This is a genomic window from Gilliamella sp. M0320, from assembly GCF_016101635.1.
Classification (GTDB): Bacteria; Pseudomonadota; Gammaproteobacteria; order Enterobacterales; family Orbaceae; genus Gilliamella; species Gilliamella apis.
This window is the reverse complement of the sequence record NZ_JACFQD010000002.1, coordinates 145265-167339: the sequence shown is the minus strand read 5'-3', so window position 1 is coordinate 167339 and position 22075 is coordinate 145265. Positions and strand designations below refer to the sequence as shown.

At 33.8% G+C, this 22075-nt stretch carries 21 protein-coding genes and 1 other RNA gene; 17 read left to right on the top strand and 5 right to left on the bottom strand.

Annotated elements, in window-relative coordinates; translation table 11 throughout:
- The first annotated feature begins 122 nt into the window (after positions 1-122).
- A complete protein-coding gene (locus tag H3T83_RS11500) occupies positions 123-215 on the top strand; it encodes an endonuclease (protein WP_122983216.1) in 93 nt (30 codons plus the stop codon).
- 2 nt (positions 216-217) lie between these two features.
- Positions 218-598, top strand: a complete 381-nt coding sequence (locus H3T83_RS03280; protein ID WP_198215087.1) for a hypothetical protein — start codon at positions 218-220, stop codon at positions 596-598.
- A 307-nt stretch (positions 599-905) separates the two neighbouring features.
- Here the strand turns inward: H3T83_RS03280 and H3T83_RS03275 are convergent, their stop codons facing one another.
- The 3 genes from H3T83_RS03275 to H3T83_RS03265 form a co-directional block, all read right to left on the bottom strand.
- The gene (locus tag H3T83_RS03275; RefSeq protein WP_198215086.1) at positions 906-1967 is read right to left on the bottom strand and encodes an alpha/beta fold hydrolase; all 1062 of its coding nucleotides are present in this window, start codon (positions 1965-1967) and stop codon (positions 906-908) included.
- A gap of 226 nt (positions 1968-2193) precedes the next feature.
- Positions 2194-2700, bottom strand: coding sequence for an SCP2 domain-containing protein (locus H3T83_RS03270; RefSeq protein ID WP_065578763.1), 507 nt, complete (start codon positions 2698-2700; stop codon positions 2194-2196).
- Positions 2701-4329, bottom strand: a complete 1629-nt coding sequence (locus H3T83_RS03265) for a Na+/H+ antiporter (RefSeq protein WP_086319819.1) — start codon at positions 4327-4329, stop codon at positions 2701-2703.
- A 151-nt stretch (positions 4330-4480) separates the two neighbouring features.
- On the opposite strand from H3T83_RS03265, the gene recO reads away from it, so the two are divergent.
- Positions 4481-5173 carry a DNA repair protein RecO gene (gene recO / locus H3T83_RS03260; RefSeq protein ID WP_086360687.1) on the top strand — a complete coding sequence of 231 codons (693 nt, stop codon included), beginning with the start codon at positions 4481-4483 and terminating at the stop codon, positions 5171-5173.
- Positions 5174-5244: 71 nt separating this feature from the next.
- On the opposite strand, the gene H3T83_RS03255 is transcribed toward recO, so the two are convergent.
- A complete protein-coding gene (locus H3T83_RS03255; RefSeq protein WP_065612952.1) occupies positions 5245-5967 on the bottom strand; it encodes a hypothetical protein in 723 nt (240 codons plus the stop codon).
- 121 nt (positions 5968-6088) lie between these two features.
- Positions 6089-7183, bottom strand: coding sequence for a GntR family transcriptional regulator (locus H3T83_RS03250; protein ID WP_198198178.1), 1095 nt, complete (start codon positions 7181-7183; stop codon positions 6089-6091).
- A 252-nt stretch (positions 7184-7435) separates the two neighbouring features.
- Between H3T83_RS03250 and H3T83_RS03245 the strand changes: the two genes are divergently transcribed.
- The 14 genes from H3T83_RS03245 (at position 7436) to htpX (ending at position 21965) form a co-directional block, all read left to right on the top strand.
- Positions 7436-8380 (top strand): sugar ABC transporter substrate-binding protein, encoded by a 945-nt coding sequence (locus H3T83_RS03245; RefSeq protein WP_198215085.1) that lies wholly within the window; start codon positions 7436-7438, stop codon positions 8378-8380.
- Between the two features lie 52 nt (positions 8381-8432).
- Positions 8433-9923: a sugar ABC transporter ATP-binding protein gene (locus tag H3T83_RS03240; protein WP_198215084.1), complete on the top strand. Its 1491-nt coding sequence runs from the start codon at positions 8433-8435 to the stop codon at positions 9921-9923.
- Positions 9924-9957: 34 nt separating this feature from the next.
- Positions 9958-10941 (top strand): ABC transporter permease, encoded by a 984-nt coding sequence (locus H3T83_RS03235; protein ID WP_081298904.1) that lies wholly within the window; start codon positions 9958-9960, stop codon positions 10939-10941.
- Positions 10942-11002: 61 nt separating this feature from the next.
- Positions 11003-12409 carry a hypothetical protein gene (locus H3T83_RS03230; RefSeq protein WP_198215083.1) on the top strand — a complete coding sequence of 469 codons (1407 nt, stop codon included), beginning with the start codon at positions 11003-11005 and terminating at the stop codon, positions 12407-12409.
- On the top strand, positions 12402-13289 hold the full coding sequence (locus H3T83_RS03225; RefSeq protein ID WP_065578755.1) for a carbohydrate kinase: 888 nt from the start codon (positions 12402-12404) through the stop codon (positions 13287-13289). The genes H3T83_RS03230 and H3T83_RS03225 overlap by 8 nt, the downstream gene beginning before the upstream one ends.
- A 320-nt stretch (positions 13290-13609) precedes the next feature.
- On the top strand, positions 13610-15535 hold the full coding sequence (gene thrS / locus H3T83_RS03220; RefSeq protein ID WP_198215082.1) for a threonine--tRNA ligase: 1926 nt from the start codon (positions 13610-13612) through the stop codon (positions 15533-15535).
- 27 nt (positions 15536-15562) lie between these two features.
- Positions 15563-16102, top strand: coding sequence for a translation initiation factor IF-3 (gene infC, locus H3T83_RS03215; protein WP_034882134.1), 540 nt, complete (start codon positions 15563-15565; stop codon positions 16100-16102).
- 83 nt (positions 16103-16185) lie between these two features.
- Complete coding sequence (rpmI, locus tag H3T83_RS03210) at positions 16186-16383, top strand: 50S ribosomal protein L35 (protein WP_034882133.1); 198 nt, start codon at positions 16186-16188, stop codon at positions 16381-16383.
- 31 nt (positions 16384-16414) lie between these two features.
- A complete protein-coding gene (gene rplT, locus H3T83_RS03205) occupies positions 16415-16768 on the top strand; it encodes a 50S ribosomal protein L20 (protein ID WP_024496189.1) in 354 nt (117 codons plus the stop codon).
- A 204-nt stretch (positions 16769-16972) separates the two neighbouring features.
- Positions 16973-17956 carry a phenylalanine--tRNA ligase subunit alpha gene (gene pheS, locus H3T83_RS03200; protein ID WP_065578753.1) on the top strand — a complete coding sequence of 328 codons (984 nt, stop codon included), beginning with the start codon at positions 16973-16975 and terminating at the stop codon, positions 17954-17956.
- Between the two features lie 16 nt (positions 17957-17972).
- Entirely contained in the window at positions 17973-20360 is a 2388-nt protein-coding gene (pheT, locus tag H3T83_RS03195) for a phenylalanine--tRNA ligase subunit beta (protein WP_198215081.1), read from the top strand.
- Between the two features lie 5 nt (positions 20361-20365).
- Positions 20366-20659, top strand: a complete 294-nt coding sequence (locus H3T83_RS03190; RefSeq protein ID WP_034882129.1) for an integration host factor subunit alpha — start codon at positions 20366-20368, stop codon at positions 20657-20659.
- A gap of 138 nt (positions 20660-20797) precedes the next feature.
- Positions 20798-20893, top strand: an RNA gene (ffs, locus tag H3T83_RS03185) — signal recognition particle sRNA small type.
- Positions 20894-21095: 202 nt separating this feature from the next.
- A complete protein-coding gene (gene htpX / locus H3T83_RS03180; protein WP_086364891.1) occupies positions 21096-21965 on the top strand; it encodes a protease HtpX in 870 nt (289 codons plus the stop codon).
- Positions 21966-22075 lie beyond the last annotated feature (110 nt).

Here is a 22075-nt window from a genome sequence, read left to right as displayed (position 1 = left end):
CAGTATTGGTTTTTCGAAATGGATTTCGCAAAAAAAATTATCCTTGTTTTAGCTATTTGTTTCGTGTTTACTGCAAATTGTGATACTAAAAACTGTAATAAAGGTATACCATGCGGTAATTCATGTATCCACCTGAACAATGGGAATGTGATAGAAATCGACAAATAGAAAAAATTCAGGGTAATGACAACAAGTTTATCAGTGAAAAGTGTTAATAATGAAAACAAAAATTATCTTAGTGTTGGTCTTTTTTATTACTGTTATACAAAATGCTTATGGCGTTGCTCATTATAGAACATATGTTCCTCGGTTTTATTCTTTTCATACTTTTCATTCTAGTAGAGGAACGGGCAACGAAACACCGTTAGATAATATTTTTTTAAGTATTTTTATCATTTTCTTTCTTGGTATATTTTTTCTATCAGCAATATCGGTAATTCAAGAGTGTAAAGAAGCTAAAAATAAATTATTAGCAGAAGAGAAAGAAAAGCGTAATGAACTTGAGCGAATAAAATTAGAGGAAGCTAGAGCAATTAAAAAAGCGATGGCTCCTAAAGTCGAAGTGTATAAACTTAAGAAATATAGAAAAAAAAGATAAAATATGTTGATTACTAGCGATTTTTTAAGTTCATTTTAGCTAATTAGTCGCTATATGATTTTATACGACATTATGGCTGATAACTGTAACTTGAGTAACATCACATTATATTTTATTTAAAATTATTTACAGTAAAATGTATTGTTTGATCTTTCAATAAGACTCATTTGATAAAGTTTAAATGTGATGAAATTTATATTGTTACTTTATTATCTCTGTTTTTAAAGAGTCATATTATCTTTGCATTACTAATCAGAATATTAAAAGTGAATATAGGGATATATTCACTTTTAATCGATGTTTTAATTTAGTAATAGGTGTCGATTTCTTTTAAAAATATTTTTAATTCCTCAATCCAAAGGTTCGCATTCATTGTAGTGCCATGACCACTGGTTTTGTCACTGGCAGGGATAAGATAATATTTGGCTGCTACAATATTTTTCAACGCTTTTTGCATTACACCAGTATTTGGCGGATTTCTTTCATCATCTTCTGAGTTAATAACTAAAATAAACGCCTTGATCTTAGTTAAATCTTGTGTTGGATCAAAGTTTCTTGCGGCATCCCATTGATATAAAAAGTCATTAGTATCCATGCTAACACGTTCTTTTAACTTGTCTGATAATATTTCTTCTGTTTTAGCCGTATTATAGGCTTTATTTTGCCAAGCAATATCGCCACCATTAGTTGCTATATTATAATAATTATAAACAGTTTGAAATTTTTCCGGTTGTTTAGTATAAAAACCATTGTTCCAATCAGGATCATCTTTAATTGAATTGATAAGCATTTTTCTCATAATCCAATTTCGACTAGACATTGGGGCAGGAGTTGCTGCCATTGGAATTGCAGCTGTCATATAGTCGGGATATTTAGTTATCCATAACCAGGTGTTCATGCCTCCCATTGAGTTACCAATAATAAGCTCAAGATGATTTATGCCTAATCCATTTTTCAATAGTTGGTATTGAGCATTAACCATGTCATCATAATCATAATGAGGAAAATTTCCTTTTAGTTCGTCAGAAGGTTTTGATGATTTTCCCGTACCAATTGCATCAGGTAATATAATAAAAAATTTTTCAGCGTCTAACGGTTTTCCTTTATCAAATAATGCATGCCCGAAACTATCATTAAGCATAGAATTACCATCACCAGTTGTGCCATGTAAAATTAAAACAGGTTTGCCTTTAGGATTTCCGAGTGTGACATAGTGAATTTTTAGATTTTTGACCGTATTACCATCATTAAATTGAAAGTTTTTAATAATATAATCACCTTCATTTCTATTGTAAAAATCAGTACAAAACCCTGGCATAGCGATGATAAAGGAAATAAAAAATAATAGTGCTTTTGTTAGATTACTCATAATTGGTTCTCTCCATTATATTTATGCAAAGCTAACATTGTTTTAACGGTAAGAGATGGGGCAGGTAGAGAATAATTAACGAGGTAATGATCCATCGTTAATATGCATATTAATTTAATCAATACCAATTTTTCAATAAAAATAACTACTATTTACTAAAAATAATTGCTATTTAAATAATATCAGTTAATAAAAAAGGGAATTTATTATTCCCTTTTAGTGTGATTCAGTCTTTAGGTGCACTTTCAATAATATCTGCTAATTTTTCCAGTGTTATTCTTAAAAACTTCGGCATAGCTTCTATTTCAATTGAATCCATTAGGTTTTTTACATAAAGACCTAATTCTGTATCACCTTCAACAATTAGTCGACGTTGGAAAAATAGTGTGTCAGGATCTTGTCTTCTAGTCGCAATCATAATCAAATCATTAGCATTACCAATGAAACTAACATCAGGAATTTCTTCGCGACTCACAACTAGTTTGTTATCAATTAAGCTCACAAACCAAACTAATTGCAGATCTGTTACTTGTATTTTAAGCCAACGATTTTCTAAAAAATCAAGATCACCATCTTCCAGCGAATTTTTGAATTGTAATTGCAATAATTGTTCAATCGTTCGTTTTTTCAAGTCGAAAGGAATACAACGTAAAGTTAAACCTAACACTTGTGGTGCTTTATCGACAAATTGAGAATGAATTTTGCCAAGTAATTGGTGTTTGTTGCCAATCATTTATGCATCTCCAGAAATCATCTTCTCATAAATATCTAAATCTGTATTCAGATGTTCATACGTTTCTTCACTCACTTCATTGCGAATTTTCATTTGAAGTAATGCTGTACGTTCAGCACCAATTGCCACCAAACGCATACGTCTTTCTAGATTTTCAGCCTCAAGTGCTTTTTGTTCTAAATCTTTAAGTCCTGTTCTACGTCTTAATGAACCAATTACCCGCGATCCGACTTCATGAATAATCTCTTGATCTAAACCTTCTTCTGAGGTTTCTTGTAAAAGACTAGTTTGCATTTTTTCTAGGCTAACGATAGCTTCTTCTGCCATTTGTCCTTTAACAGTTAAAATCTCATTATCTTGTTCGGAATTGTCCAAAATAACACTACCACGTAATAGGATAGGTAATATGATTACAGCTGAAATTAATGATACTAATATAATCCCAGCAGCAATAAATACTAATTGGTAACGACCACCGATAGTCATTGGAATTGATAATACACCAGCTAAAGTAATTGCCCCACGGACACCAGCAAATGTGGAAATCCAAAGATCACGATTGGTATAGGCTCTGAATGCTAATGGGCGTTTTGTGCCGAAAGGCATTGTTGGCATATGTTTCATTGCCCATAACCATGCGAATCGAGTACCCATTAAGACTACGAAAACAAATAAAACAATCAAACATAATTGCCATAATTCAATTGAAGCATCGGTCTGATTTTCAGTAAAGGTAGTTGATAAGATACTTGGTAATTGAATACCTAATAAAAGGAATACAAAACCATTAAATACGAAGGTTAACATTGACCATGTGCTATCAGATTGTAGACGGGCAGTTAACGGCGCATTTCGCATCATACCAGATTGGTTTACTGTCATACCTGCACTAACAGCAGCTAAAATTCCAGAACAATGACATTCTTCAGCTATGATATAAGCCGCAAATGGTAGTAAGAATAGTAATACTATTTGAATAGCGGGATCATTATGAGTCAGTTGGTTTATCTTACGTAAGATACGTGCATATAACCAAGTGAATAAAACCCCAACCGCAAGTCCACCAACGGCAACAACAAAAAATGAAATACTGATCTGTAGTAGGTTAAATTGCAAAGCACCTGCAGCTATAGCGATGGCAAATTTTAATGAAACAAGGCCAGAAGCATCATTCATTAAGGCTTCCCCTTCAATGATTTCCATTTTTTCTTTTTCAATCCTTCCTTTACCGACGATTCCACTAAGAGCAACGGCATCGGTAGGAGATAGAACGGCAGCTAATGCTAAAGCGGCTGGTAATTCAACATTTGGAAGCATCCAATAAAGTAGATATCCTAGCGCAATAATAGAAATTACGACTAATACCAGTGCTAATCCGACAATTTCTCTAAAATTGTAGACAAAATCTTTCACCGAAGTTTTTCGACCATCAGCAAACAGTAAGGGAGGTATAAATAAAACAAGAAAGAGTTCTGGATCAAATTTCAAATACACACCCAAAGCAGCTAAAAGGCAACCCAATAATATTTGCATTAATGGCAAAGGAATTTGGATCGGCAACATTTTTATAACAACACCAGAAAGTGATACAATTAATACCAGAAGTAATATTGTTGAAAATAGTTCCATAGTTACTCTTTTGTTATTATCCTATAATTAACTATTGATTATATCGGATTTTTAACAAAATTTCAGATTAAAATTGCCTAAATCATACAATTTTTAATCACTCTCTTTTTTTGAATAAAAAAACAAGCGTTTTTATTGACGGATATCATTGATGGAAAATTGGCAAAGAGCATTTGTTCTTCATACGCGTACCTATAGCGAAAGTAGCTTATTAGTTGACTTATTTGTTGAGAATGTAGGAAAAGTAACTATTCTAGCTAAAGGGGCTAGACGTAAAAAATCAGTATTGAAGGGAATTTTACAACCTTTTACGCCATTAATTGTTCAGTATTCAGGTCAAGGAGAAATTAAGAATTTGCGTCAGGTTGAAGCAATATCTCTAACATTACCACTTGTATCAGTTTTTCTGTACAGCGCTTTTTATTTAAATGAACTATTAGATCGAGTCCTATTAGCTGAAACCGAAACTAATACGTTATTTGATGATTATTTGATAAGCTTACAACAATTGGCACAACAAATGTCAGCTGAAAATGTATTGCGTACATTTGAATTGGCATTACTTGAGAATTTAGGTTATCACGTTGATTTTTTTCATTGCAGTGCAACGGGCGATGATATTGTTGAAACCATGCATTATCAATATCAATCAGAAAAAGGTTTTATTAGTAGTTTGCTACAAAATAGTACCAGTTTCACCGGCGAACAGGTGTTAGCTTTGGGTAAAAGAGAGTTTCTAACTATAGATACGCTTAAAGCAGCTAAACGTTTTACTCGAATGGCTTTAAAACCTTATATAGGTTCAAAACCTTTTAAGAGTAGAGAGTTATTTTTGAAAATTTAGTTTTTGATTTCTCTATTCCACCAATGATTATTGGCGGAATAGTTTATTAATTATAATTTACTCGATTAAACTTAGTATCTTGGTGGTTTAGCATATTTGCTATTATAACTATCGGCAGGGAAAGCGTTAGAATTCGGTGATTTCTTATATTGATTACCACTTTCCAATTGGAAAATTGCTGTACCAATCACCCCAATATTGTTCGCTGAACCTTCATCGGTATGATTTGCATAAGCTTTAGATGCTTGTGAAAATGTAAATGAGGCTACTTCACTATCATTTTTTCGGAACCCTTTAATTGATAGCGTACTATACGGTCTTAAAATATAACCATTATTGTTCAATGAACCAGCTTTTCCGTTGATAACATCTAATCCATCAACAGTTGCTACAATTTCATAAGTATTTCTTGAATAATTAACATAATAAAGTTGATAACTTTTACCTTCTTCACCAAGCATATTGATTTCATCATCCTGTTTGAAAAGCGACCATTTGTTATTGTTATCATCAATTATTGACATACCCACATCGCCATTGAGCATGAGTTCTTGAACTTTTTTTCCATGCACAAAAACTTTCTTAGAATAATGAATTACCGCAACGTCTATTGGTGTGTTATTAATGCGATCTAATTTAACTTCACGAACATGAGATTCGACCCCATCGCCCCATTGTGTTCCTATTCCTCTATCATTTGCGGCTTTTGAATTGATTGCTTGTTGACATCCACTTAAAATTAAACTGATTAAGCCAATCATTAATACATTATATATGTTATAAAATTTATTCATTAAGATTTCCTTTTCTAATTATGTTTAGTAATTATATATACAATATTATATATTTGAATATTATATAAATATATATTAATTTTGTTGGCTGTATTTTATCGACTGAATAATGAGTTCTATATTATGCTCCACTTGATGCACGGATAACTAATTCACCATTTACGTATATAGTACGAATTGGTAAGGTTGGATTATTTATCCTTTGAATTAAAGTTTCTACCGCAGTCAAAGCTATACTTGCTAACGGTTGTTTATAAGTAGACAGTGGGGTAGATAGATGACCTGCATAATCAGCATCATCAAAGCTAATGGTAAATAATTTTTGTTTTGGATTTATTCTTTGATTCAATGAGATTAATTGCATTGCCGTAAAGTCATTACCACAAACTACATGTTTAATGTTCAATTTTGCCAATTGATTAATTACTTTTTCATCAATTTGTGGCACTTGAATTATCCAATCGTTAATTTTTGTAATTCCTGCATCATATAGTGCTTGTTTATACCCAATTGTTCTTAAAGCAACGGTATTAGCTGAATCACTTTTTGATACAAATGCTATTCGAGCATTTTTCTTTTCAATAAAATAATTTGTGACAACGTAACCTGCAGCAATGTTATCAATACTAACTAAGTCAGCTTTACCTCGAGAAGGGAAAACACAATAGTCTCTCTCTAACAATATACAAGGAATATTGTAGAGTGCCAGATAATCCATTATTCTTTTATTTATGATATTCGCGTAAGGGTGAAACTCTAAAGGTGTGAAAAATATTCCGTTAATATTATTTTTTGTATAATTAATGATGACTCTTTCTACGTCATTTAAAATAGATTGTATATCCTGACTTTTGGTCAGCATCCCTGCCCATAAAAGAGAAAACTGATAATTATTGGCTAAACTTGCTATCTCAGAATATAAACTGTCAAGAATCATTCTACTTTCATCTTGTTCTAAACGAGGAGCCAATATTCCAAAAATATATTTGCTTACTTGTTGATTTTTGGGGTGTCTAACATAAAACTTACCACCTTGTTTACCTTCAATATAACCTTCTGTTTTTAATCTTGAAAATACTTTACTGATCGTTGGCCGGGAAGTCTTATATATTGAGCTTAAATCAGATGAAGACGGAAGGGTACTATTACAATCTAAAATTCCACTTTTGATCTGCAATAATATTTCCTGATAAATCTGCTCACTTTTATTTGCCATTATTTTACCTATATAACTTTAATTGAATATAACTAGTATGACATAACCATTAAACTTGATAAATTAAATTTTACAAGTTCTTAAAAAAAGTGACTTTGATATCATAAATAATAAAAAGAAATAGATTAATATTGTTAACCTTGTTGCAGATAATTAGACTGAATTTACTCAAAATATATTGCAAAATATTTTTGAGTTTTAGTATTTAAGGAAATTATTATTATAAATCATTTGATTATCTGAGGTGGGTTTATGAAAAAATTCATAGCATCGTTTTTAACAATTACATTCTTTCTTTTTACAAGTTGTTTTCAACTTGTAAATGCTGATGATAAAAAACCTATAAAGTTTGCTTTTATCACTTCAACTTTAAACAATTCATTTTTTACAGCAATATCTGATACATTTTCTGAAATCGCCAAACAAAATGGCGATCAATACATTCTTGTCGATCCTCAATATGATCAAGCTAAGCAAATTTCAATGATGGAAGATGTCATTAATCAAAAAGTTGATATTATTTACTTAATCGCCGTTGATTCTGAAGGTATCCGCCAAGGATTATTGGCTGCAAAACAAAAACAGATCCCGGTAGTGGTGATTGATAATCCTATTAGTGATGATGATTTAGTGGTTAGCACTGTGGCTTCAGATAATTTCTTGGCTGGTAAAATTAATGGTGAACAAATGGCTAAAGATTATCCTAATGGCGCTAAAATTGCTGTTATTGATTGTCCTTTCAACCGTGCTAGCGTTTTAAGAGCTGATGGCTTTTATGCCGGATTAGGCGAAAACAGAAGTAAATTTGAAGTCCTTTCTCAACAAAATGGCAAATGTGCTTTAGAGGTCACCATGCCAATTGCCGAAGATATTATTCAAGCTCATCCTAATTTACAAGCATTTTTTGCCGTAAATGATCCTTCTGCTTTAGGTGTTGTCGTTGCATTGAAAGCATCAAATAAACTTAAAAATGTTAAAGTCTATACTGTTGATGGTTCTCCTGACGGTAAAAAAGCATTTAGCGATGGAGATATAACGTTAACAGTTGCCCAAGCACCAATTCAATTAGCTAAAGAAACCTATAAAGTTGGTAAAAAGGTTTTAGCTGGAGAAAGCGTTGCTAAAGAAATATTAGTACCAACTTTTCCAATTACCAAAGAAATGATTGATCAATATGGAGTAAAAGTCTGGCAGTAATCATTGACTTTAATCAAGTTATATCTATTGAAATCAATAAGGTGATATTTATATGGAACAAGTTGCATTACAACTATCTCATATAGAAAAAAAATTTGCTGGTGTCCATGCGTTAAAAGATATGCACTTTAACCTTAAACAATGTGAAGTTCATGGATTGTTGGGCGAAAATGGCGCTGGCAAATCAACCTTAATCAAAATTATTGGCGGCATCTATAAACCAGATGCCGGTGAAATTAAGATTAATGGTAAAACTGAGATAATTAATGGTATTAAAGATGCACAAGCAAGAGGAATTAATGTTATTCATCAGGAGATTGTCTTAGTTCCTTATATTAGTGTATATGAAAATATTTTCTTAGGCCGAGAACCAAGAACACGCATGGGTTTTAAAGATCATCGTCAAATGATCACCAAAGCCAAAATAATGATGGAAAGCATGGGATTAACGATCGATGTGTTACGTCCTGTACATGAGTTAACCATAGCACAACAACAACTTATCGAAATCGTTAAAGCTATTTCATTTAACGTTCGTATCTTGATCATGGATGAGCCTACTTCTTCTTTAACTGATAAAGAAGTTGAGCAGCTTTTTATTATGATTAAAAAACTAACCGAACATAACGTAAGTATCATTTATATTTCTCACCGTATGGATGAGTTATTTACTATCACAGACAGAATAACTGTAATTAGGGATGGTAGTTATATAGATACCGTCAATACTAAACAAACCAATATTGATGAATTAGTCAAATTGATGGTTGGGCGTAACTTAAATAATTATTATCAACGTCACTATCAACAAAACGGAGAACGTTTATTAGAAGTTAAAAATCTTTCGAAAAAAGGAGTATTTAATAACGTTAATTTTCATTTAAAGAAAGGAGAGATTTTAGGTTTTGCCGGTCTTATGGGGGCAGGTAGGAGTGAAATCATGCAAGCAGTTTTTGGCGCAGACCAATATGATAGTGGTGAAATTTATTTTGACAATCAGCTTGTTAAGCTCAAATCGCCGCAAGATGCTATTGATATAGGAATAGCTTTAGTTCCTGAAGATAGAAAAAAACAAGGTCTTATTTTAGGTAATAGTATCGCATTCAATTTAACATTAACAGTATTGAAACAATTTATGCATGGTTGTTTTGTTAATCAACAAAAACAGAAAGATATCATTCAATACTATATTAATAAGCTCAATATAAAAACCCCAGATGCTGACAAAATTGTTGGTCAGCTTAGTGGCGGAAATCAACAAAAAGTTGTGATAGCTAAGTGGCTAGCAACTAAACCGAAAATCATCATTTTAGATGAACCTACTCGAGGAATTGATATTGGTGCTAAAGCCGAAATTTATCAAATCATTGATGAACTTTGTGCAAGTGGCATGGCTATTATTATGATTTCCTCAGAATTACCAGAAATTATCAATATGTGTGATCGTGTTTGTGTTGTTGCGAATGGACAAATTCAAGGTGAATTATCGCAATCAGAATTAACCCAGGAAAAAATTATGAAATTAGCAACAGGGAGAGCTTAAAATGGCTAGCCAATCTATGAAACAATCAGATGATATGAGCTATCATCACTCTACAATAACCAATAATATCATTATTAGAAGTTTCAAAAATTTTATTACTAATAATATAGGGATTTTAATTGCGCTTCTATTAATTAGTATCATTTTAAGTTTTGCTAGTCCGGTATTTCTTTCCCAAGAAAATATGCTCTCAGTGTTAAGACAAGTATCCACTAATATGTGTTTAGCGTTAGGAATGACATTGATCATCATATTAGGTGGTATTGATTTATCGGTAGGTTCGATCGTCGCTATGGCGGGTACACTCACTGTTGGATTTATTTCAATCGGTGAAATGAGCATTGTTCCAGCTATTATGCTGGGTTTATTTATTGGTACTTTATGTGGTGCGGCAAATGGTGTCGCTATTGCTTATACAGGTATTCCTCCATTCATTGTTACATTAGCAATGATGATGATCGCTCGTGGCGTAGGTTATATTTATAGTGGTGGTCAATCAATTCGTATCTTTGATGAGGGGTTTACCAGCATAGGTACAGGTTACTTAGGCATGATTCCATATCCAGTTATCTATATGTTGGTATTTATAGTAGTCATGTTGGTGGTTGTTAATCGAACGCGTTTAGGTACTTATATTTATGCTCTCGGTGGTAATCGTGAGGCTGCGAGATTATCAGGTATAGCCATTAAACGTGTTGAAATCATTGTATATACCATTGCGGGTTTTTTGGCTGCTTTCGCAGGGATAGTGCTGGCTGCAAGAATGTATTCAGGACAACCATCAGTTGCACAAGGTTATGAAATGGATGCTATAGCAGCTTGTGTGCTCGGTGGTATTTCAATGTCAGGTGGAATAGGTCGCATTAGTGGCACTATTTTAGGTGTGATAGTTATCGGCATTATTAACAATGGTTTGAATTTATTGGGGGTTAATTCATTTTGGCAATTAGTTGCAAAAGGCGTAATCATCTTTTTAGCCGTCTATGTCGATATGCTAAAACGCAAGAAAGCAAACTAATTTAGACTAATTTGTTTTTAAATGTATGAATAATAGCAAATTTAATTAATAGGACAATAAAATGAAAAAATGTACTTTGATGTTAAATAACCCAGATGGTATTACTCGACATAATGAACCGGTAATCGCGCGTCTTTTTTTCAAAGAACAGCCAATAGATCCGTCTAAATTAAAACTAGTTAATGAGCAAGGGAAAGTTATACCTCATCAATTGTTTGATATCGTTTATGATGATACCGATACACTAATCTCTGCTTGCTCAATCGCCTTTATAGTAACTAATTTAGAGCAGTTAGTTGAAAATTATACTTTGTATCTTGATGAGAAAACGCCTGTAGATAATGCAAATGGTATAAAACAACTAGTGCCTACTTTGAATGATGGTGTAAAAAGACTTGATACAGGCCACTATATTTTAGAATTATGTCGTGGTACTGCAGACGGGACATCATATGGGAAATGGGGTATTCGTTACTTTTCTGCTAAAGCAGAAGGTCGTAATTTGATTAAAGATTGCTCTAATGCTATAGGTGGTTTTTATGGACCCTTTTTTACTCCTGCCAATGGATTAATTAATCCGCCTGAGCATACCATCGTAGAGTGTGAAACAGAAGTTGAAGGTCCAATTTATTGTCGTTATCGTTTTAATGGTAAAATCCCTAATGGCTTAGATCCAGCTTTGCATGATAAATCATTTTCAATTGTTTGGGAGTTTTTCTATCAATCACCATGGTTTAGGCGTACTTATCATGTTGATGATTTTGAAACTTCTGTTGATGGTATGCCGGTCATAAATAAGATCACCGTTGGTGATGAGTATGAAAGTGGTCAAAACAATGTGGTATTTTCTCGTTTTGCTAGTTATGGTGGTACTTTTTATCGTCAAGGTGATCTTTACGCCAATATTCTAGCTGATGAAGTTAATCGAATTTTATCGCAACCACTAGATCAACTTCCACCAAATGCAAGACTCTATCGAGAGTCAATTGGTGATAATATTAATGCAGTTTCTTGGGATTTCTTCTGGCGACTATTTTGTGTTAAAGAAGGTATTTTAAGTGATGAAGAAATAAAATCACACGTCAAAACCATTCTGCGTAAAGCTCATCATGTTGTGCATAATAGCTCTCGAAACAAAGAAGTATTATTTGCTAAAGATGTGGATGTTAATAGTGTACCAGAACAAACGATTTTTCCACTTGCTGCAAATAAAACGGCTGAAATAAATCCCGAATCAGGTTATGCTATGGTTTGGTATACGAGTAATATTGTCGGACGTTATCAAATTGTTCAACGTAAAGATTCGGGTTGGGTGAATTGGGGGACAAATGGTGAAAATGAGTATCCAGAATTACCTACCGGCTCAACGATTTATACTGCATATGGTCAATTTGATGATTGGCAAAAGCAAGCCGACAGTATGGAAAAAAATATTGATGTCAAACAAGGGTTAATCGAAGATGAATGACATAAAGATTGTTGCAATAGGTGAATTTTTATGGGATTGTTTACCTAATGGGAAAAAGATTGGCGGAGCTGCCGCCAACTTTTGTTATCATGCCAAATCAGCTGGAGCAAATGCAATATTAGTTTCAGCAATTGGCGATGACGACAATGGTAGAGAATTACGTGAACAGATTGAAAAACTGCAAATCCCACAACAAATTCAAATATCTGCAAATTATCCAACTGGAACGGTATTAGTTAAATTAGATTCAGCCGGTAAACCCACTTATGATATTGTTAATCCTGTTGCTTGGGATGATATTCAATTAACAGATCAATTATTAGAACTTATTCAGCAAGATGATTTAGATGCAATCTATTTCGGCAGTTTAATTCAACGTAATATACATAATCACGAACTATTGCAAAAGATTGTTAATCATCGATCACAACGAAGCAAAATTATTGTTGATATTAATTTACGTCAAAATCATTATAATAACGCGACTTTACTTTTGTGTATTGAACATGCCAATATCTTAAAGTTAAATGATGAAGAATTACCAATTGTTGCTGATTTATTGAAGATAAAAGCTGATCCGCAAGCGCTTTTCAATTATCTAAATGAACATTATCAACTTGAGTTGTTAATTTATACCTGTGGTAGTGAAGGTAGTCATCTTATTACTAAAAATGAACAGAATCATTGTCCTGCTGAAAAAATCACCCCAATTGATACTGTTGGTGCTGGTGATTCATTTATGGCAATAAGCAGCGTGCTATATTTAAAAGGCAAACAATTACAAGAAATTAATAGTAAAGCCAATCACATCGCTGCATATGTTTGTACTCAAAGCGGCCCGATGCCTATTATACCACAAACATATTTAACCGAATTATAATCTGTTTTGAGACCTAGCTTTTTAATTAGTGAATAATAGCTAGGTCATAACTATTATTTTCATATTCGATTACAACATCGTTTTATTGATTCCTAATCAAAAATAATCACTAAAAAGGCTATTAATAATTAAAAATAGGGTAATGTCTGTTTTTATTCGTTATGAAATCAGGATGTATTTAATCACTAGAGATAAATCTATTTTTAAATCAAGTTCAAGCCTATTTAAAATCCTCATGATAAGTGATAGTATACTCCGTCTATTTATTTATGTACGCATGTGCGCTTTCGTGTGGCGCACCACTGTTATAAGGATTTATTATGCCAATTATTACTCTTCCTGATGGTAGTCAACGTCAATTTGATAAACCTGTTACTGTATTAGAAGTTGCACAAAGTATTGGTGCAGGGCTTGCTAAAGCCTGTATCGCAGGCCGTGTTAATGGTGAACGTAAAGATGCGTGTGATGTTATTGAGCATGACGCAACCTTATCTATTATTACCGCTAAAGATGAAGATGGACTTGAAATTATCCGTCATTCTTGTGCACATTTATTAGGACATGCCATAAAACAATTATGGCCTAATACTCAAATGGCTATCGGGCCTACCATTGATAATGGCTTTTATTATGATGTCGATTTAGATCACTCTTTAACTCAGGAAGATCTTGATGCTTTAGAAAAACGCATGCATGAATTGGCCAAAAAAGATTACCCAGTTAAAAAAGAAGTAGTGAGTTGGGAACGTGCAAGAGAAGTCTTTTGGGAACGTCACGAACCTTATAAAATTGCTATTTTAGATGAAAACATTCCTAAAGATTCTACTCCAGCACTTTATCATCATGAAGAATATATTGATATGTGTCGTGGACCACATGTGCCTAATATGCGTTTTTGTCACCATTTTAAATTACAAAAAGTTGCTGGCGCTTATTGGCGTGGTAATAGTGATAACAAAATGTTACAACGCATCTATGGAACTGCATGGGCAGATAAAAAACAACTCGACAGTTATTTACAATTTTTAGAAGAAGCGGCAAAACGCGATCATCGTAAAATTGGTAAACAACTTGATCTGTATCATATGCAGGAAGAAGCACCAGGTATGGTATTTTGGCATAATGATGGTTGGATTATTTTCCGTGAACTTGAAGTTTTTGTTCGTACCAAACTGAAAGAATATGATTATCAAGAAGTGAAAGGTCCATTTATGATGGATCGTGTACTTTGGGAAAAAACAGGGCATTGGGGCAACTATAAAGAGTTAATGTTTGTTACTTCATCAGAAAACCGTGAATATTGTATTAAGCCAATGAACTGTCCTGGCCATGTGCAAATTTTTAATCAAGGTCTTAAATCTTATCGCGATTTACCATTACGTATGGCGGAGTTTGGTAGTTGTCATCGAAATGAACCTTCAGGTTCTTTGCACGGTTTAATGCGTGTACGTGGCTTTACACAAGATGATGCGCATATCTTTTGTACTGAAGGGCAAATTCGAAGTGAAGTAAATAGTTGTATCAAAATGGTCTATGATACTTATAGTACATTTGGCTTTAAAGATATCACGGTTAAATTATCGACTCGTCCTGAAAAACGTATTGGTAAGGATGAAACTTGGGATTTAGCAGAAAAAGATTTAGCTGAATGTTTGCAAGAAAATGGCATTGAATTTGAATATTTACCTGGTGAAGGGGCATTCTATGGTCCAAAAATTGAGTTTACTTTACATGATTGCTTAGGTCGAGCATGGCAATGTGGTACAGTTCAACTTGACTTTATGTTACCAGAACGATTAGATGCAACTTATGTTGGTGAAGATAATGAACGTCATGTTCCGGTTATGATTCACCGAGCTATACTTGGTTCAATGGAACGCTTCATGGGCATATTGACCGAAGATTGTGCTGGATTCTTCCCAACTTGGTTGGCACCATTACAAGTAGCGGTTATTAATATCACTGATAATCAAGCCGATTATGCCAAACAATTAACCGAGCAACTACAAAAAGTTGGCATTAGAGCAAAAGCGGACTTGAGAAATGAGAAAATAGGGTTTAAAATTCGTGAGCATACTCTAAAACGCGTTCCTTATATGTTTGTCTGTGGAGACAAAGAGATAGAATCAGGAACAATTTCAGTTCGAACTCGCCAAGGTAAAGATCTTGGTAGCTTTGAAGTGAAACATGTTATAGAATTATTGCTTAATGAAATTCATAGTCGTTCATTAGAACAAATGAATTAATGATAAATTAATTTGGAGGAATGAGATATTAAAGTCAGTAAACGAATTCAGTCAACACGCGCGCACAAAATCAATGATGAGATTACTGCTCGCGAGGTGAGGTTAACCGGCGTCGATGGTGAACAGCTCGGCATTGTTAGCTTAGACGAAGCTTTAAAACAAGCTGAAGAAGCAACGTTAGATTTAGTTGAAATAAGTCCTAATGCAGAGCCACCTGTTTGTCGAATTATGGATTATGGCAAGTTCCTCTATGAAAAGAGTAAAGCAACAAAAGAACAGAAGAAGAAGCAAAAGGTTGTTCAGGTTAAGGAAATTAAATTCCGACCTGGTACAGACGAAGGCGACTATCAGGTAAAACTCCGCAGCCTGATACGCTTTCTTGAAGATGGCGATAAAGCTAAAGTCACGTTGCGTTTTCGTGGACGTGAAATGGCTCACCAACAGTTAGGTACTGAAATGCTTGATCGCATTAAAGAAGACTTAGCTGATTTGGCGGTAATTGAATCTTATCCAACTAAGATTGAAGGCCGTCAAATGATTATGGTGTTAGCGCCCAAGAAGAAGTAATGGTTTTGCAAGTTAATCTTTAGTTTTCTAAAAATTACACCATTATTTTATTTTTATTAACAATGCGAAGTAGGAATTATAAAATGCCTAAAATTAAAACTGTAAGAGGCGCAGCAAAGCGCTTTAAAAAAACAGCTTCTGGTGGCTTTAAGCATAAACAAGCTAACAAGAGCCATATCCTAACTAAAAAATCAACTAAACGTAAACGTCATTTACGTGGTTTGACTACTGTGTCAAAAGGCGATTTAGGTTTAGTAGTGGCGTGTGTTCCATACGCTTAAATATTGATTAATTATTTAGAGGATATAGTTTATGGCTCGTGTTAAACGTGGTGTTATTGCTCGTGCACGTCACAAGAAAATTTTAAAACAAGCAAAAGGGTATTATGGTGCTCGTTCACGCGTATATCGTGTTGCTTTCCAAGCAGTAATTAAAGCTGGACAATATGCGTATCGTGACCGTCGTCAACGTAAACGTCAATTCCGCCAATTATGGATTGTTCGTATCAATGCTGCTGCTCGTCAATGTGGTTTATCTTACAGCCGTTTTATCAATGGTTTAAAGAAAGCTTCAATTGAAATCGATCGTAAGATCCTTGCAGATATCGCAGTATTCGATAAAAATGCATTCGCTGCATTAGTTGAAAAAGCAAAAGCTGCACTTTAATAGCTTTATAAGAGCCGAGTTATCTCGGCTTTTATTGTTTTAACGATATTTAAGAGTTGATTAATTATGAATTTAGTTGTTTTTCGTTTCTTTTTTAGCTTCGATAAGTTTATTCGTTTGTGAGGCAAATGAGAAACGAAAAATAATTATAAAAGCCTCAGGAGAGGCTTTTTTTATGTAATAAACAATAAGCAGGAGAACTGTATGTCTCAATTAGTTGAACTGGTAAGCAATGCCAAATCCGCTATTGAAAGTGCTAATGATATTAATACTATCGAACAGATTCGAGTGGAATATTTTGGTAAAAAGGGCTATTTTACCATGCAAATGGCGTCTTTACGTGATGTTCCAGCTGATCAACGGCCAGCCGTAGGTCAGAAAATTAATGATGCAAAGCAAGAAGTTGTTGAGTTATTAAATCAAAAACGTCACTTTTTAGAGCGTCAGGCTCTTAATGCAAAATTAGCAAATGAAACCATTGATATTACTCTTCCTGGTAAATCACTTGAATTAGGGGGATTGCATCCAGTAACTAAAACTATTAACCGTTTGGTTGAGTTTTTTGGGGAATTAGGCTTTGCTGTTGAAACAGGACCCGAAATAGAAGATGATTATCATAACTTCGATGCTTTAAATATTCCTGCACATCATCCTGCTCGTGCTGATCATGATACATTCTGGTTTGATGCAAAACGTTTATTACGAACCCAAACTTCTACTGTTCAAATTCGAACTATGGAAAATCAAAAACCACCAATTCGAATTATTGCTCCAGGTAGAACCTACCGTAACGATTATGATCAAACTCATACCCCGATGTTCCATCAAATGGAAGGGTTATTAGTAGATAAAGATATCAGTTTTACGCATTTGAAAGGCTTGTTACATGATTTCCTTCACTGCTTCTTTGAAGATAATATGGAAATAAGATTTAGACCTGCATATTTTCCATTTACCGAACCTTCAGCCGAAGTTGATATTAAAGCTAAAAATGGTAAATGGTTAGAAGTGTTAGGCTGTGGCATGGTTCATCCTAATGTGTTACGTAATGTAGGTATTGATCCTGAAGAATATTGTGGTTTTGCATTTGGAATGGGAATCGAAAGATTAACCATGTTGCGTTACGGTGTCACAGATTTACGTTCTTTCTTTGAAAATGATTTACGTTTTTTAAAGCAATTTAATTAGTTCTGGAGATCAAAACATGAAATTTAGTGAAAGTTGGCTACGTGAATGGATCAATCCAGAAATAAGTAGCGATAAATTATCAGATCAGTTAACTATGGCTGGTTTAGAAGTAGATGATATTGAAAAAGTTGCTGGTGATTTTACCGGTGTAGTGGTGGGTAAAGTTGTTGAATGTAAACAGCATCCTAATGCTGACAAATTACGAGTGACCAAAGTAGATATTGGTAAACCTGAATTATTGGATATTGTTTGCGGTGCACCTAATTGCCGTCAAGGTTTAACCGTAGCTTGTGCCACAATTGGTGCTGTATTACCTGGTGATTTTAAAATCAAAGCAGCAAAACTTCGCGGTGAACCTTCGGAAGGGATGTTGTGTTCTTATTCTGAGTTAGGCATTTCTGACGATCATAATGGAATTATTGAATTACCAGAGGACGCCCCTTTAGGACAAGATATAAGACAATATTTAAATTTAGATGATGTAATGATTGATATTAGCGTTACACCAAATCGTGCCGATTGTTTTGGTATCATTGGTGTCGCGAGAGATATTTCTGCTGTAAACAATATTTCAATGAAAGAACTAAAAGTTGAAAATATCACTCATACAATTAATGATACTTTACCTATTCAGGTTGATGCAGCTAAAGCAGCCCCTCGTTATTTAGGTCGCATTATCAAAAACGTTAAAGTTGATGCTTTAACTCCGCTATGGATGAAAGAGAAGTTACGTAGAGGCGGTATTCGTTCTGTTGATGCCATTGTCGATGTTACTAACTATGTTTTATTAGAACTCGGTCATCCAATGCACGCTTTTGACTTAGCTGAGATTGACAAAGGCATTGTTGTGCGTTATGCCAATAAAGATGAAAAGCTTGTGTTACTCAATGGTAATGAGGTTAAGCTTGATGAAAAAACATTAGTCATAGCTGATCAGCAAAAAGCATTAGCAATCGCCGGTATTATGGGTGGTGAAAAATCAGGTGTAACTGCATCAACGAAAGATATTTTTCTTGAATCAGCGTTCTTTTCTCCATTAGCTATAACTGGTAAAGCACGTGAATATGGTTTACATACTGAAGCTTCTCATCGCTATGAAAGAGGTGTTGATCCTTATTTACAATCAGCTGCAATCGAAAGAGCAACTCAATTGATTGTTGAAATCTGTGGCGGTGAAGTAGGGCCTATTACTGAAGTTGTGAATGAAAATGAGCTTCCAGTTCAAGCAACAATTGAATTACGTCGAAACAGAATTGATCGCATTATTGGTTATCATATCGAAACTCAAAAGATTACCGATATTCTAGTAAGATTAGGTTGTGAAGTTGCCTATAATGATGATAGTTGGACGGTTAAATCACCTAGCTGGCGATTTGATTTAAAACTTGAAGAAGATCTAGTTGAAGAAGTCGCACGGATTTATGGCTATAACAATATTCCTAATGTGAATATGAAAATTGAATCGGTGATGAAACCAAAACCGGAAAATAAAATTTCTTTATCTAGAGTAAAAAATCTACTAGTGGACAAAGGCTATCAAGAAGCCGTAACTTATAGTTTTGTTGACCCTAAAATTCAGCAAACATTACATCCACAACAACCACAAATTACATTACCAAACCCAATTTCGAGTGAAATGTCGGTTATGCGTTTGTCTTTATGGTCTGGCTTATTAGATGCAGTGTTATACAACCAAAATCGCCAACAATCTCGCATGCGATTATTTGAGACTGGATTACGATTTATACCAGATGAAAGCTGTGAGTTTGGTGTTCGCCAAGAATTAATGTTATCTGGTGTTGTTACTGGAAGTTTATATGAAGAACATTGGACATTACCTAAACAAAATATCGATTTTTATGATGTAAAAGGGGATTTAGAACAGTTATTTATTCTTTTAGGCTGTTTTGATAATATTGAATATAAACGTTCGGAACTTGATGCATTACATCCTGGGCAAAGTGCTTCAATCTTGTTGAATGGCGAAGTTATCGGCAATTTTGGTGTTTTACACCCTGAAATTGAAAAAAAATTATCTTTAAATAGTAAAACGCTTGTTTTTGAAATAAATTTAGCTAAAATTAATGATAAAAAAGTTCCTGTTGCTCATGAGTTATCAAAATATCCATCAAATAAACGTGATATAGCTGTCGTCGTATCAAATACAATTCCAGCGGCGGATATTATCTCTGAGTGTAAGCGTGCTGGTGGTGAGCAACTTGTAAAAGTTAACTTGTTTGATGTTTATCAAGGTGATAAAATTGACAATAATCAAAAAAGCCTTGCTATCAGTTTGATTTTACAAGACAAATCACGTACACTGGAAGAAGAAGATATAACAAACATTGTAAGCAATTGTGTTATTGCTTTACAGAATCGTTTCAATGCCCTATTAAGAGAATGATAATTATGACATTAACTAAAGCTGATATTGCAGATCGTCTTGCCGATAAATTTGATATCGATCGTCAAGAAGCTAAAGTCCTTGTTGAACTTTTTTTTGAAGAAATTCGCGTTGCTTTAGAAAAAGGTGAGCCAGTTAAACTTTCTGGATTCGGCAATTTTGCTGTTCGTGATAAAAATTCACGTCCAGGTCGTAATCCTAAAACTGGTGAGAGTGTAGATATCTCAGCTCGACGAGTTGTCACATTTAGACCAGGTATTAAATTTAGAGAACGAATTGAGAAAAATTTAACTTTATAATTAAATTTTTTAAAAATTGTTTTGTAAGTAATAGCCTTTTTGTTGTTATTACAACAAAAAGGTTGTTTGCTTTTTTGTTAAAAAATTATTGTAATTAATTGCTGAATCAAGCATAATACACCTCCTCTATGGAGGCTCTATGGGTCCTCTTGCAACATTTTTTTGCTCATCAGGTCAGGTCCGGAAGGAAGCAGCCAAAGTAAAAAATATGTGTGTGGGATGTGGCTGATAGGGTCTCCTCCAAAATATTTTCTCTCAAAAATAAAAAATTATTAAGCTTGTCGTTGTTTGTTTATTAATCAATTGATTTTTCTTTTTTTAATTTTGTAACTAAATAGGTTGTAGGAATACAGCATTTTTGCGATCATATATCAAATTTTATTCATTTTCTTAAATGAAATTATTTAAATTAAGCAAAGTAATGAGGAATTTGTATATGATGCGAGTTGGATTGTTTCTTCTAACTAACTTAGCGGTTATGTTTGTATTTGGTATAATTCTGAGTATTTTTGGCGTGAATGCCCAGAGTACCTTAGCACTACTTATTTTCGCAGCTATTTTTGGTTTTGGCGGTTCATTTATTTCACTTCTTTTGTCTAAAAGAATGGCACTACGTTCTGTTGGTGGTCAAGTGATAAAAGAGGCTCGTAATGCTCAAGAACAGTGGTTACTTGATGTCGTACGTCGCCAATCAGATCAACTTAAATTAAAGATGCCAGCAGTAGCAATTTATGAAGCAGATGATATTAATGCTTTTGCAACAGGAGCGACTAAAAACAGTTCTTTAGTTGCGGTAAGTACCGGATTATTAGCGGCAATGACCCAAGATGAAGCAGAAGCGGTAATTGGTCATGAAATGAGTCATGTAGCAAATGGCGATATGGTGACTATGGCACTCCTACAAGGTGTACTAAATACGTTTGTTATCTTTATTTCACGAATTATAGCGTCAATGTTTGCTAAAGTAATAGAAGATCGTAGTGAAGCATTAGCTGATATAGCCTATTACGTGATAGCAATGATATTTGAAACTATCTTTGGAATCTTAGCAAGTATGGTTGCAATGTGGTTCTCGCGTTACCGCGAATTTCATGCCGATGCAGGTTCTGCAAAATTGGTAGGTTCTGCCAAAATGATTGCTGCATTAGAAAAACTAAAAGTAAGCCATGAACCAAATGAAGAAGCGTCAATTTTAGCTTTTTGCATTAATGGTGAGAAGAAAGCCAGATTTTCCCAACTATTCTTATCACATCCACCTTTAGAAAAACGAATTGAAGCTTTAAGAAATCAATCAATTATTGGTTAATAAAACTTTAAATATTGGCTTAATAAACAAATAAAACCTTAATGGCAAATAGTAATAATATTTGCCATTTATTTTATCAATCGATAATATTCCTAGAGATTTAATATGTA